General features: G+C 54.0%; 14 protein-coding genes. 10 read left to right on the top strand and 4 right to left on the bottom strand.

Going from position 1 to position 13,839, the window contains the following annotated elements; genetic code table 11:
• Positions 1-99 precede the first annotated feature (99 nt).
• Entirely contained in the window at positions 100-1,155 is a 1,056-nt protein-coding gene (locus ACHUEV_RS11840; RefSeq protein ID WP_394180083.1) for a transporter substrate-binding domain-containing protein, read from the top strand.
• 14 nt (positions 1,156-1,169) lie between these two features.
• Here ACHUEV_RS11840 and ACHUEV_RS11835 read toward each other — a convergent pair whose 3' ends face one another.
• The 3 genes from ACHUEV_RS11835 to dapD are packed head-to-tail and all read right to left on the bottom strand — an operon-like array spanning position 1,170 to position 2,623.
• A complete protein-coding gene (locus tag ACHUEV_RS11835) occupies positions 1,170-1,514 on the bottom strand; it encodes a hypothetical protein (RefSeq protein ID WP_106357956.1) in 345 nt (114 codons plus the stop codon).
• Positions 1,511-1,795 (bottom strand): hypothetical protein, encoded by a 285-nt coding sequence (locus ACHUEV_RS11830; RefSeq protein WP_106357955.1) that lies wholly within the window; start codon positions 1,793-1,795, stop codon positions 1,511-1,513. Before ACHUEV_RS11830 ends, ACHUEV_RS11835 begins: the two co-directional genes overlap by 4 nt.
• On the bottom strand, positions 1,796-2,623 hold the full coding sequence (gene dapD / locus ACHUEV_RS11825) for a 2,3,4,5-tetrahydropyridine-2,6-dicarboxylate N-succinyltransferase (RefSeq protein WP_394180080.1): 828 nt from the start codon (positions 2,621-2,623) through the stop codon (positions 1,796-1,798). It abuts the gene before it with no gap.
• A gap of 84 nt (positions 2,624-2,707) precedes the next feature.
• Between dapD and ACHUEV_RS11820 the strand changes: the two genes are divergently transcribed.
• A complete protein-coding gene (locus ACHUEV_RS11820; protein ID WP_394180078.1) occupies positions 2,708-3,553 on the top strand; it encodes an LOG family protein in 846 nt (281 codons plus the stop codon).
• Between the two features lie 3 nt (positions 3,554-3,556).
• The gene (locus tag ACHUEV_RS11815; RefSeq protein WP_394180076.1) at positions 3,557-4,042 is read left to right on the top strand and encodes a gluconokinase; all 486 of its coding nucleotides are present in this window, start codon (positions 3,557-3,559) and stop codon (positions 4,040-4,042) included.
• Here the strand turns inward: ACHUEV_RS11815 and ACHUEV_RS11810 are convergent.
• Positions 4,025-5,068 (bottom strand): LacI family transcriptional regulator, encoded by a 1,044-nt coding sequence (locus ACHUEV_RS11810; RefSeq protein ID WP_394180074.1) that lies wholly within the window; start codon positions 5,066-5,068, stop codon positions 4,025-4,027. The genes ACHUEV_RS11815 and ACHUEV_RS11810 overlap by 18 nt on opposite strands.
• Positions 5,069-5,273: 205 nt before the next feature.
• On the opposite strand from ACHUEV_RS11810, the gene ACHUEV_RS11805 reads away from it, so the two are divergent.
• The 7 genes from ACHUEV_RS11805 (at position 5,274) to ACHUEV_RS11775 (ending at position 13,806) form a co-directional block, all read left to right on the top strand.
• The gene (locus ACHUEV_RS11805) at positions 5,274-6,503 is read left to right on the top strand and encodes an ABC transporter substrate-binding protein (RefSeq protein ID WP_394180072.1); all 1,230 of its coding nucleotides are present in this window, start codon (positions 5,274-5,276) and stop codon (positions 6,501-6,503) included.
• Positions 6,504-6,700: 197 nt separating this feature from the next.
• Positions 6,701-7,528 (top strand): carbohydrate ABC transporter permease, encoded by an 828-nt coding sequence (locus ACHUEV_RS11800; RefSeq protein ID WP_394180193.1) that lies wholly within the window; start codon positions 6,701-6,703, stop codon positions 7,526-7,528.
• The gene (locus ACHUEV_RS11795; protein WP_394180070.1) at positions 7,521-8,462 is read left to right on the top strand and encodes a carbohydrate ABC transporter permease; all 942 of its coding nucleotides are present in this window, start codon (positions 7,521-7,523) and stop codon (positions 8,460-8,462) included. Before ACHUEV_RS11800 ends, ACHUEV_RS11795 begins: the two co-directional genes overlap by 8 nt.
• 6 nt (positions 8,463-8,468) lie before the next feature.
• Positions 8,469-9,548 (top strand): ABC transporter ATP-binding protein, encoded by a 1,080-nt coding sequence (locus ACHUEV_RS11790; RefSeq protein ID WP_394180068.1) that lies wholly within the window; start codon positions 8,469-8,471, stop codon positions 9,546-9,548.
• Positions 9,545-11,917 (top strand): beta-mannosidase, encoded by a 2,373-nt coding sequence (locus tag ACHUEV_RS11785; protein WP_394180066.1) that lies wholly within the window; start codon positions 9,545-9,547, stop codon positions 11,915-11,917. Before ACHUEV_RS11790 ends, ACHUEV_RS11785 begins: the two co-directional genes overlap by 4 nt.
• A 14-nt stretch (positions 11,918-11,931) precedes the next feature.
• The gene (locus ACHUEV_RS11780) at positions 11,932-12,678 is read left to right on the top strand and encodes a sugar phosphate isomerase/epimerase family protein (protein WP_394180064.1); all 747 of its coding nucleotides are present in this window, start codon (positions 11,932-11,934) and stop codon (positions 12,676-12,678) included.
• A 9-nt stretch (positions 12,679-12,687) separates the two neighbouring features.
• Positions 12,688-13,806, top strand: a complete 1,119-nt coding sequence (locus ACHUEV_RS11775; protein ID WP_394180062.1) for a Gfo/Idh/MocA family protein — start codon at positions 12,688-12,690, stop codon at positions 13,804-13,806.
• The last annotated feature ends 33 nt before the right edge of the window (positions 13,807-13,839 follow it).

Genomic DNA, 13,839 nt, shown 5'->3' with positions numbered 1-13,839 from the left:
CAACCATGCAAAGTTGCATTTGTCGGGACGTTAGTTCTGATCAGCGATTGAAACCTCGCGCGGGCTTGTGCCATATGAAAATCAGATGAAGGGGACATCATGATCGCACTATTCCGTATTTTGGCGCTGTATTTCTTGCTCACTGCTCCAATCGCGAGCTGGGCGCAGGATCTTAAGATCATGACTGTCACCCGTGAGCCGTTTTCGATGCAGGAACGGGGCGATGAGACCGGGTTCTCAATGGATCTGTGGAACGAAGTCGCCGAGGATCTGGGCTGGTCTTACGATATCATTCGGGTCGATAGCTTTTCAGAAATGTTAGACGCCGTCAGTTCTGGTGAAGCCGATGCTGCGGTGGCCAATATTTCGATCACCTCCAGCCGCGAAACTATTATGGATTTTTCACAGCCCATATTTGAATCGGGCCTTCAAATCATGGCCTCTGCGGAGGGTGGCAATGTCAGCATCTGGAATGCGGTTTTATCGTTAGACCTGTTGCTTGCTATTGCGGCAGCGTTTGCAATCTTGTTTGGCGGCGGCATGTTGATGTGGCACTTTGAGCGGCGCTATCAAGAATATTTCGACCTGACCGCAAGGGATGCGATGTTCCCGGCGTTCTGGTGGGCGCTTAACCTTGTCGTGAACGGCGGGTTTGAAGAACGTCAGCCGCGATCACCCATGGGGCGTGTCTTTGGCGTGTTCATGGTGATTTCATCGCTGTTCGTCGTATCGATCTTTGTTGCGAGGATTACTGCGGTTTTGACAGTTGATGCGATCCAATCGCAGGTCACAAACATTGGTGACCTTTATGGGAAAACAATCGGCACTGTCGAAAACTCGACCGCTGCGGATTTCTTGGATCGGCGTGATTTGAACTTTGTGGACTACCCAAACCCGACAGAGTTGATTGAAGCGTTTGAGCAAAAAGAAATCGATGTCGTCGTCTTTGACGCGCCTATCCTTGCCTATTACGCTGCGAACGACGGCAAAGGGAAGGCACGTGTTGTTGGTAACCTATTTGTCCCTGAAAACTATGGCATTGCGCTGCAGTCTGGGTCTCAGTTGGCTGAGCCAATCAACCAAAGCCTGCTTCGACTACGCGAGGATGGCACCTATGATGCGATCCACCGCAAGTGGTTCGGGTCATCAAACTAAATAGAGATTGGGCGTTAGTGGCGGGTGCCGTCATCGCCTTCAAAGAACGGGGTCATCTGTGCGACAATGACGCTGTTTTCCTCAAGCGCGCGCTGCATCAGCTCTTTTTCGTCGTCGGCAATATCGTGGCCTTCGGCGATCCGTTCTTCAAGCGTGCCGTATCCAGATACGTCCAGCGGCGCGAGGTCGGCTTGCTTTAGGATCGCAACAGTCTCGCGAACCGCTTCTGCCTCGTCAATGCCACTGGCATAGCACATCAGGGCTGCACCAGTGGAACCTTCGGGCAGGCCGTCGTTATCGTTGCGGCCCACTTCGACCAGCAAGGTAAATACCTTTTGGCGGCTTTCTTTCTTGGTCATTCTGGGCCTTTCTCGTCTTCCCAGCGGGATTTGACGGCCCACATGGAAGAAATGATAATCACGATTTGTGCGGGCACATAGATGACCAGCATCAAGAATAGAATGGTCCATATCAGCGAAAATTGCATGACATAGATAAAGGTCAGTGCTGGCTGCCATAGGGCGGCCAGCACCAAACCGATAATGATAGTGTCAGCCAGCACCGGCAGCCACGCACCACGGCGCGAGGGGCGTTCCCCCGCGGCGATGCGCTTGCGCGCCAGCGTCCGGCTGATCAGCATTTAGTCGCGCAGCAGTTCATTGATGCCAGTCTTGGAACGTGTCTTTGCATCAACACGTTTCACGATGACTGCACAGTATAGGTTCACGCCGTTCTTTGACGGCATGGAGCCGGACACAACAACAGAGTAGGGCGGTACTTCGCCGTACATGACTTCACCAGTTTCGCGATCAACGATTTTCGTGGATTGGCCGATGAATACGCCCATTCCCAGAACTGCGCCTTCGCGGACGATACAGCCTTCGACGACTTCGGAACGCGCACCGATGAAACAGTTGTCTTCGATGATTGTTGGGCCAGCCTGCATTGGTTCAAGAACGCCACCGATACCAACGCCACCGGACAAGTGTACGTTTTTACCGATCTGTGCGCAGGAGCCAACAGTGGCCCAAGTGTCGACCATAGTGCCTTCGCCGACATATGCACCAAGGTTCACAAAGGATGGCATCAGTACTACGCCGGGTGCGATGAATGCGGATTTGCGGACAACTGCGTTTGGCACGGCGCGGAAACCAGCAGCTTTCCACTGGTTTTCGTCCCAGCCTTTGAACTTGCTGTCAACTTTGTCCCACCAGCCGCTGCCCTGCGGGCCGCCGGACTGTTCTTCCATGTCCTTGATACGGAAACCAAGCAATACGGCTTTTTTGGCCCACTGGTTTACGTGCCAGCTGCCATCGGCCAGCTTCTCGGCAACCCGAAGGCTACCGCTGTCCAGCGCGTTCAGCGTGTCTTCGATCGCTTCGCGCGTTTCACCTGTTGTTGCAGGCGTGATAGTGTCGCGCGCTTCCCACGCGGCTTCGATTGCGGTCTCAAGGGCGGCGTTGGACATCGGTGTCTCCGGTTTTTTCTGGTCACTTCTTTCTATGGGCTATAGACCGGAAAAGCCCAAAAGCGCAATGCGAGGAAAAGCAGTATGACAGAAGACCGACGCCATCCGCTCCGCCACAGTTCACAGGACCGCGAAGCCGCCAGCCAAATACCAGATACGCCACAGACGCGTGCGCCATCTTATGCGCTGGCATTTGCTGACGAAGACTTCTTGTGCCGTGAAGAGCTGCGCCCGGTGCGATTGCAGTTGGAACTGCTAAAGCCCGAGATGTTGATGAACGAAGCGGGCATTGATTCAACTATCGTATTGTTCGGTGGTGCGCGGATCCCTTCGCCTGCAAACAAAGACACAGCGCGGACTAAAACGCTGTCAGACCTGTCGGCGTTCTATGCAGAGGCGCAAAAGTTTTCGCGGATTATGACAGAGCGTTCGTTAAAAACGGGTGGCAAAGAAGACGTGATCGTCACCGGCGGTGGCCCCGGTGTGATGGAGGCGGGCAACCGCGGTGCGCAGGAAGCGGGTGGCAAGTCGATTGGCCTAAATATCGTGCTTCCGCATGAGCAAGCGCCGAACGAGTACGTCACGCCTGATCTTTGCTTTAACTTCCACTACTTTGCGATCCGCAAGATGCACTTCCTTATGCGGGCTTCTGCGGTTTGTATCTTCCCAGGTGGCTTTGGCACATTGGATGAAATGTTCGAGGCGCTGACCTTGATCCAGACAGGCCGCATGGCGCGTGTGCCATTCCTGCTGTTCGGCAAGGAATTCTGGCAAAAGATCATCAACTGGGAAGCACTGTCTGATGCAGGCACGATTTCGGCTGACGATCTGGACCTGTTCCGCTTTGTTGACACGGCAGAAGAGGCCGTAGCAGCCATCGAGAGCTGGGAAGGCAAAGGCGAAAAGCGCGGCCTGATCCCGGGGCGTTAATTGATGCACAAGGCAATCATGGTCATGGGTGTGTCGGGTGCTGGTAAATCCACCATTGCGGCAGGATTGGCCAGTGCATTGGGGGGCGTGTTTTTGGATGGTGATGACTATCACCCCAAAGGCAACGTCGACCATATGGCAGCTGGCTACCCGTTGACGGATGATATGCGTTGGCCTTGGCTTGACCAACTTGCTGCGGCGGTAAACGCGTCGCGGCAAGATCAGATTACCGTGTTTGCCTGTTCGGCGCTGAAACGTAGCTATCGTGACTATTTGCGTGCGGCAGTGCCAGACCTGCAAATTGCCTATTTAGACGCACCATACGAAGTTGTGTCTGCTAGGCTTTCTGTGCGGCAAAATCACTATATGCCGACCAGCCTGTTGGACAGTCAGTTTGCGGCACTTGAGATCCCAGCGACGCCCGACGCCTGTGTGTCGATTGACCAGCCAGTCCCCGACATTATTGGGGCGCTAGTTTCCGTTCTCTGACGGGATTTCAAGATGCTGCATCGGTGGGTCGTTTGGCGCACGGATTGCTTGTATCGCCGCTTTCGCCAAAAACTCGCCGGCTGCGCCAACTTGTTCGGCCGTGGTCAGAATATCGGCGCGGAACAGTTTTAGAAACGGTACTGCCTCTTTGGTAAAAACGTCGATTTCTTTACCAACTTGCGCACCGTTTTGTTCAAGGCCGGCAACAGCGGCCATTGCCGATGCGGTTGACGCCGAAATAATCGCATCGATGTCAGGATTGGCCGCCAGTGTTTCACTGACATATGCGACGATATCTTTGATATAACTGTCACTGGTGACGGTTTCGGCAACGATCAGTTCCGCGCCGCATTCTGCGGCTGCTTTACGCGTCCCCAAGATCATATGTTGTGCATAGTTGTGTGCCGCAGGGGGGGCGATCAGCAAGATTTTCTTGCGCCCGCGCGAAGCAAGCTTGTGCACTGCCTGTTCGCCAAATGCGCAATTGTCAAAATCGTAATAGGCGTGGCGATCTGCCCATTCCGATCGACCGTGGGTAGCGAAGGGAAAGCGCCGCTCCATCAGGTATTGGACGCGCGGATCTTTTGGCTGGATCTGATTGATAATCACAGCATCCGCTGATCCCGTTTCAACGATGTAGCGCACCGGCTCCATCGGGTCTTGGTCCGGAAAGAACGGTGTTACGACCAAGTGGAAAGGCGTATTGCGCAGGCCGCTTGCCACCGATGAAATCAGTCGCGCGGTGTGCGCCATCATGTCGTGCTCTGTCGACATAACAAGGCTGATGACGTTCGTTCGCCCCGTCCGCAGGCGCACGCCAGCGCGGTTTGGAACATACCCAATCTCGCTCGCGATCGCGCGGACCAGCTTCTTGGTTTCGTTGCCAATATCGGGGGCGTCGTTCAACGCACGTGATACTGTTGGGACAGCAAGACCGCTTATGCGTGCGATGGTTTTAAGCGTCGGCTTACCGCCTTCGGGTGTTGCATCAGCCGCCGTTTCAGGCGTTGCCTTGTTCCGTGGCATGATGTTTTTCCTCCCATTCTTGAGGTGACGTCCAGCGAAATCTCCTCCCAGAAACTGCTGGTTTACTCTTTAAACCTGTTTAGATTCAGGCTGTTGTTCTTATCGCCATCGCGTTTTGCAGACAATGTCTTAATTTTTCTTGCGAGGTCAATCTAAAACGATATAGGCTTTTCTACAACGATTTAGAACCAGGGAGGAGAGAATCGTGAAACTGACAACCAAATTGATGGCGTTTTCGGCTATCGTCAGTGCATCTTCCGCGTCAGCGGTCGAATTGGAGGTTATGCACTGGTGGACGTCCGGCGGAGAAGCAGCAGCTGTTGCTAAATTTGCCGAGGCTTGGGACGCTTCTGGAAACAAATGGATTGATGGGGCAATCGCTGGTGGAGGCGATACTGCGCGTCCGATTATGGTCAGCCGCATCATCGGTGGCGATCCACCCGCAGCGTTTCAATTTAACCACGGTCGTCAGGCTGAAGAATTGATCGAAGCAGGTCTGCTTCTTGATCTTACAGATGTTGCCGAAGCTGAAGGCTGGGCTGACATTGTAAACCCACCAACCCTTTTGGATGCGTGTACAGTTGACGGTCGCATTTACTGCGCGCCTGTGAACATTCACTCTTGGCAGTGGATGTGGCTGTCGAACGGTGCCTATGAAAAAGCTGGCGTGCCGGTTCCAACAAACTGGACTGAGTTCACTGAAACTGCACCAACATTGCAAGCTGCGGGAATTACACCGCTGGCAATGGGCGGTCAGTCTTGGCAGCAGAACGGCGCGTTTGGCGTGATGGCTGTTGCACTGGCTGGTGAAGAAGCATGGCTTGCTGTGAACCGCGACAAAAACGCTGACGTCGTGATGGGCCCAGAATACGCACGCGTCTTCGAAGCTTTTGGCGCAGCACGTGAACTATCTTCTGGCCTGAACGTTCAGGACTGGAACCAAGCGACAGCTGCAGTGATCAACGACACTGCTGGTGCGCAGATCATGGGTGACTGGGCGCAGGGCGAATTCGCTGTTGCCGGTGAAGTTGCTGGAACAGACTATTCATGTCTGCCTGGTCTGGGTGAGGTTGCTATCCTGTCAACTGGCGGTGATGCATTCTACTTCCCAGTTGTTGACGATGCAGAAATCACTGCTGGCCAAAAAGAACTGGCTGCAATGCTGCTGTCTCCACCTGTTCAAGTTTCATTCAACTCTGCCAAGGGCTCGCTGCCAATTCGTGGTGACGTTGACCTGACAACAGTGAACGAATGTACACAAAAGGGTCTAGATCTGTTGGCTGCAGGTAACATTCTGCCTGCTGGTGAAACACTGATTTCACCTGACACAACGACACAGCTGAACGATCTGATGACTGAGTTCTGGAATACTCCTTCCATGACACCTGCCGAAGTGCAGGAGCAGTACGCAGCTATCATCGCTGACGCTGACTAAAATCGTCACATGCTAAAAGTGCATGGGCCCTCCTTTTTTGGGGGGCCTGTGTCGCAGTGTAGCCATTCCAATCTAGGGAGGAGAAGATGGCGCTTTCCGAAGCCACGCATGCCGGTGCACAAACCGAGCAGGGTGGGCCAAGCCATAAACCCGTACGCGCTTTCAAGAACATTTCGGCCAAGCTTGCATCGCTGCCGATGGTGTTTACCGCACTCATTGTTTTCTTGGGGGGTACGATTTGGACCATTGTCTATTCATTCACAGACTCGGGTCTGCTTCCGCGTTTACGCTGGGATGGTCTTGATCAATACGAACGCCTTTGGAACAGCCGAAAGTGGCTTGTTTCTATCGAGAACCTTGCGATTTACGGGGTTTGCTCGCTGATAGGGACACTTGTGATCGGCTTTACGCTGGCTGCATTACTTGACCGCAAGGTCCGTGGCGAAGGCGTTCTTCGTACCATCTTTCTTTATCCCTTTGCGCTGTCGTTCATTGTGACGGGGCTTGTCTGGCAATGGATTTTGAACCCTCAATTGGGCCTGCAAAGTGTTGTTCGCGGGATGGGTTGGGAAAGCTTTACGTTTGATCCTTTGAATAACTCAAAAATCGTCATGTTTGGCCTGCTGATTGCGGGGCTATGGCAGGGAACCGGGCTGATCATGTGTATCATGCTCGCTGGCCTGCGCGGCATCGACGAAGACATCTGGAAAGCCGCCCGTGTTGACGGGATCGGCACCGTAAAAACTTATATCCGCGTGATCATTCCAATGATGCGTCCCGTCTTTGTGACGTCGCTTGTGTTGATCGCTTCGGGGATTGTGAAGCTCTATGACCTTGTTGTGGCCCAGACCTCTGGAGGGCCGGGTATTAGTTCTGAGGTGCCAGCAAAATACGTCATGACCGCAATGTTTGGTGGTCAGAATCTTGGTCAGGGTTTCGCCGCATCCACGATGATGCTGGTGACTGTGGTCATCATCCTTGTGCCTTGGGCAATCCTTGAATTCGGAGGGAAGAAGCGTGGCTAATCCCGGAACACTTGCTACGACTGTCGCGTTAGACGCAGTCAAAAACGAACTAAGCGAACCACGCGGGCCAAAGCCACGCAAGGCGCTAAGCCGCACGAATATCATGCTGTATGGCACATTGATCGTTGTTGCGATTTATTATGCGCTTCCGCTGTACGTGATGATCGTGACGTCCCTAAAGGGGATGCCTGAAATTCAGGTCGGCAACATCTTTGCCCCACCATTGGAGATCACTTTTCAGCCCTGGGTCAAAGCTTGGGCAGAAGCCTGTACAGGCATCAACTGTGACGGCCTGTCCCGCGGTTTCTGGAACTCAGTACGTATTCTGATCCCTTCGGTGATTATCTCGGTCGCTGTGGCCAGTGTGAATGGCTACGCCCTGTCGATGTGGAAATTCAAAGGATCAGAGGTGTTCTTTAGCATCCTGATGATCGGCGCGTTCATTCCATATCAGGTCATGCTGTACCCAATCGTGATCATGCTGCGCGAGGCTGGTCTGTACGGTTCACTGACAGGTCTGGTGCTTGTGCACGTGGCCTTTGGGATGCCGATCAACACGCTATTGTTCCGCAACTACTTTGCTTCGATTCCCGAAGAGTTATTCAAAGCCGCCCGCGTTGATGGCGCTGGTTTTTGGGCGATCTTCTTTCGGATCATGTTGCCCATGTCGCTACCGATCTTTGTCGTGTCCTTGATCATTCAGGTGACAGGTATCTGGAACGACTTCTTGTTCGGTGTGACGTATATTTCTTCGCCTGATCGGTATCCGATGACCGTGCAGCTGAACAATATCGTGAACTCTGTGCAGGGCGTGAAGGAATACAATGTGAACATGGCAGCCACGTTGCTGACCGGACTTGTTCCTCTCGTCATTTACTTTGCCTCTGGCAAACTTTTCGTACGCGGCATCGCTGCCGGCGCTGTCAAAGGCTGATAAAACATGACTAACTCTGTAGAAATCAAAAACCTCGACCTGTCATTTGGCGCCGTTAAGGTGCTGCAAAACCTGAACCTAGACATCGACGAGGGTGAATTCCTTGTGCTGCTAGGTTCATCCGGCTGTGGTAAGTCAACGCTGCTGAATTGCATCGCCGGCTTGCTAGAAGTCACCGATGGGCAGATTTTCATCAAAGGCAAGAACGTCACTTGGGCAGAGCCGTCAGAGCGGGGCATCGGCATGGTGTTCCAATCCTACGCGCTTTACCCGCAGATGAGTGTGAAAGGGAACCTCTCGTTCGGTCTGAAAAACGCAAAGGTCCCAAAGGACGAGATCGAAAAGCGTGTCGCGCGGGCGGCTGAAATCTTGCAGATTGAGCCGTTGCTTGACCGCAAGCCGGGAGCCTTGTCCGGTGGTCAGCGGCAGCGTGTTGCCATTGGCCGTGCTTTGGTCCGCGATGTTGATGTGTTCTTGTTCGATGAACCTTTGTCAAACCTTGATGCCAAACTGCGTGTTGACCTGCGGGTCGAGCTAAAGCGCCTGCATAACCAACTGCAAAACACTATGATCTACGTGACCCACGATCAGGTCGAAGCCATGACACTGGCCGACCGTATTGCCGTCATGAAGGGCGGTAAGATCATGCAGTTGGGCAGTCCTGATGAGATCTATAACCAACCACGCAACCTGTATGTGGCGGATTTTATCGGCAGCCCGTCGATGAACTTCTTGGAAGGCCGGCTTGAGGCTGGAGAATTCAAAGTCGACGATATGGTTATGCCGATGAATGGCTATGAATTTGGTGCGCCGCAGACGGCTGACCGACCAGCGATCATCGGTATCCGTCCAGAGCATGTTGTGACGGGTGAATTGGTTCGCAACGCGCCACTGCAATTCGAAGTCGACGTTGATCTGGTCGAACCGATGGGCTCTGACACGCTTGTTTACGCGAAACTGGGCAAGCACAGTTTCCGTATTCGGATGGATGGTCAGGCACGCGTTCGTGACGGCGAAAAAATCTCTATCGGGATCGACCCATCGCGCGCGTCGCTCTTTGACAAAGCATCAGAGGATCGTCTGTGACACATCTAAACTTGGCTGGTGAATGGTCGCTGTCGGATGACAGCGGCGATTACACCTGTGCAATGCATCTGCCCACCGATGGGATCACCGCGCTGCATGAGGCAGGGCTCATTGTTGATCCGTATTGGGGGCGCAACGAATATGAACTGCGTTGGATTTGCGAGCGTGACTGGACGATCACGCGAAATTTCGACGTTTCCGAAATCGATATAGATTTGGTGCTGTCCGAGGTCGACACTGTTGTGACGGTCAGCGTCAACGATCAAGTCGTGCTAGAGGCAGAGAACGCGTTTCGAACCTATCGCGTGCCATTGTCAGAGGTCGCAAGGGTAGGGACAAACACGATCAGCATCACCTTCCATTCGCCAGTTGTGGCGGGTGGGCAAAAGCAGGCTGCGCATCCTTTCCCGCTGCCCATCAGCAAGAACTGCCCAATCCCGGATGGGAATATGCTACGCAAACCAGCCTGTGATTTCGGTTGGGATTGGAACATCGCGCTAGCACCATTCGGCATATACGGCACTATGGCGATTGAGCGATCGCAAACCGCGCGAATTGACCGGTTAGCGATTACCCAAGAACACGCTGATGGTGCGGTGATGCTCGGTGTGACCGTTCATACGGCAAATTATACTGGCGAAGTGTCGGCCACGATTTCCGGGCAAACTGTGACAGGTGTCGCCGAAAATGGCAGTTGCACGTTGACGGTCCAGATCGAAGATCCAAATCTGTGGTGGCCCGCCGATCAGGGCGACCAACCCCTATACGATCTGACCGTGACAGCAGGTACCGCTACGGCGCATCGTCGGATCGGTTTGCGTAAGATGGAGCTTGTGACCGAAACGGATGAGGCGGGGCTGGCATTTAAGTTCCGCATCAACGGTCGCGACGTGTTCTGCAAAGGTGCCAACTGGATTCCGGCTGACGCATTGCCCGGCCAGATTACCGAAGAAAAGACACGCGACTTGCTGCAGTCGGCAGTCGATGCGAATATGAACATGGTCCGTATTTGGGGCGGCGGTCGGTATGAGCCGACTTCGTTCTATGATACGTGCGATGAACTGGGCCTTCTAGTTTGGCAGGACTTTATGTTCGCCTGCAACCTTTACCCATCCGATAACGACTATCTGGATGAGGTCCGCGCCGAGATCAAAGACAACGTCGCGCGGATGCATCATCACGCGTGCATCGCGGTCTGGTGTGGCGACAATGAACTGATCGGCGCGCTGGGTTGGTATGACTGCAGCATCAACGACCGCGATCGATATTTGGTCAACTACGACCGGCTAAACCGCGCCATCGAAACACAACTTTTGGAAACTGATCCAACGGCGATCTGGTGGCCGTCTTCGCCTTCACCGGGGCCAATGAACTTTGGCGATGCTTGGCACGATGATGGATCAGGCGACATGCATTTCTGGTCGGTCTGGCACGAAGGGCGCGATTTTGAACACTACCGCGATGTAAGCCCGCGCTTCTGCTCCGAATTCGGTTTCCAAAGCTATCCGTCAATGAACGCCGTGCGTAAATTCGCGGGTGAGGCGGACCAGAACATCGCAGCACCCGTCTTGGAAAGCCATCAAAAGAACGAAGGCGGCAATGCGCGTATTGCGGAAACGATGTTCCGCTACTTCCGTTGGCCGAAGAACTTTGACGACTTTGTCTATATGTCCCAAGTCCAGCAGGGACTGGCGATTAAGACTGCCGTCACACATTGGCGTAGCTTGAAACCGCGCTGCATGGGGACGCTAATCTGGCAGCTAAACGACACATGGCCAGTTTGTTCATGGGCGTCGTTGGACCATGGCGGCGATTGGAAGCTGCTTCACCACATGGCGCGCGACTTCTATGCGCCCGTTCTGGTGACGGCAGTACCGCAGGAGGGGGAATTCGTACTGCGTGCGATAAACGACATGCCAGAGGCCTGCGATGTGACCGTAACAGTCTACGGGGTTGATATGACCGGGGCTTTGCGTGAACTGGGCGCAGGTGGTGCGTCAGTCGCGCAAACCGCTGTCGATGTCCTGACCGTGTCGGCCAGTGATCTGCGCGCAGACGAAATGCTGCACTATGAATGGGAAGTATCGGACGGCACCAAGGGCAGCGATACCTTCGCGCCTAAACCCTACAAGGACTATGATCTGCCTGCGGCCAACCTGCTGTACAGCGTGGATGGCAATATGATTACGATCACTGCGGATACCCTCGCGCTGTTCGTCGCGGTCGAGGCGGACGTGCCGGGGCGTTGTGATGACAACGCTTTCACGTTGCTACCGGGGCAAACCAAGGTGGTTCAGTTCACGCCAAGCAACCCAGATGACAAACCAAATTTCACGCTACGCGACCTGCATAGCGCGACCTACGCCTAAACAAGGAACTCAAGATGACACAGATTTCTTATCAACTCTTCTGCTCACGGAATTTCCCGCCGCTGGGTGATACGCTTACGATGCTTGCTGAAACGGGCTTTAAAGAGGTCGAAGGCTATGGTGGTCTATTTGGTGATATTGACGGTCTAAAGGCCGGTTTGGACGCGACTGGTCTGAAAATGACCAGTACCCATATCGGGCTGGATATGGCCGAAGATGACGCCGCGAACATGATCGCGGTTGCCAAGGACTTAGGTACGACCAAGGTTATCGTGCCATTTGTTATGCCCGATGATCGCCCCAAGGATGCCGCTGGTTGGGCTGCGTTTGGTGCGCGTTTGGCCGAAGCGGGCAAGCCGTTTCAAGACGCAGGGCTTGTGTTTGGTTGGCACAACCATGACTTTGAATTTGTCGGTACAGAAACAGGCGACCTGCCTCTTGATCTGATTGCTGCGGCATCTGACGATCTGATGCTTGAACTTGATCTTGGCTGGGTTCTGCGCGCTGGGCATAGCCCGGTTGAATGGATCAACAAATACGCGGGCCGCATTACCGCAGCACATATCAAAGATATCGCGCCAGCAGGTGAAAACGCTGACGAAGATGGCTGGGCCGACGTGGGCCATGGCGTTCAAGATTGGGCGCCGATTCACGCTGCGCTGCAAGAAACTGGCGTTGATCACTACGTCGTTGAACATGACAATCCCAAAGACCACGCGCGCTTTGCACGGCGCAGCTTGGCCACCATCCAAAAATTCTAAGAGGTTACCATGACAAAACTTGGCGTAGGCATCATTGGATGCGGCAACATCTCAACCTCCTACTTGAAACTGGCCCCACTGTTTAAGTCGCTGGACGTGAAGGCCGTGGCCGACATCAACATGGACGCAGCCAACGCACGTGCAGAAGAATTCGGCGTACGTGCAGAAACTGTCGATGATTTGCTAAAGGCAGATGACATTGACGTTGTCGTGAACCTAACCATCCCTGACGTGCATTTTGCGGTCACAAAACAGATCCTTGAGGCAGGCAAACATGCCTATTCTGAAAAGCCGCTAGTGCTGTCATTGGACGAGGGCAAGCAGTTACGCGATCTGGCGGCGTCAAAAGGTCTGCGCGTTGGTTCGGCCCCCGATACGTTCCTTGGCGGTGCACATCAGCTGGCGCGCGCGCAGATTGATGCTGGCAAGGTCGGGCGCATCATCGGTGGTACTTGCCACGTGATGGGGCATGGCATGGAAGCATGGCACCCGAACCCGGACTTTTTCTTTAAACCGGGCGGTGGTCCGGTTTTGGACATGGGTCCGTATTACATCACCAACCTGATCCAGCTGATTGGACCGGTAAAGTCGGTCACTGCGCTTGCCACGGCAACCTTTGCGACACGGACCATCGGTAACGGTGATCGCCTTGGTGAAACAGTACCGGTTGAAACGCCGACGAACATTCAGGCGCTGCTTGAATTCGAAAACGGTGCTGTTGTGACATTGGGCGCAAGCTGGGATGTTTGGGCGCATCGTCATGACCACATGGAAATCTATGGTGAAAACGGTTCGATTTTCCTTCCTGATCCAAACTTCTTTGGCGGTGCCGTCGAAATCAGTGGCGAAGACAAAGAAATCAGCACCGTAGAGCCGTGGGATCACCCGTTCAGCGTGGCGAACCAAGACGAACGCGCAAACTATCGCTGTGCGGGGCTGGCGGATATGGCGACTGCGATTGCCGAAGGACGTGAGCATCGCTGCAATATCGACGTCGCTGTGCATGCGGTGGACGTGATGACCAGCATCCTTAAGGCAGGTGAAGAACGTAGGTTTGTCGAAATGACAACGACGTGTGAACGCCCGGCGGCACTATCACCGGATGAAGCGCGCGCGTTGCTTGCATAAAGTTATGCCCGCCATTCGAAAGCGAATGGCGGG

The organism is Yoonia maritima, from assembly GCF_043641945.1.
GTDB lineage: Bacteria > Pseudomonadota > Alphaproteobacteria > Rhodobacterales > Rhodobacteraceae > Yoonia > Yoonia maritima_B.
Note: the sequence above shows the minus strand (reverse complement) of the source record. Positions and strands in the feature narration are given on the sequence as shown.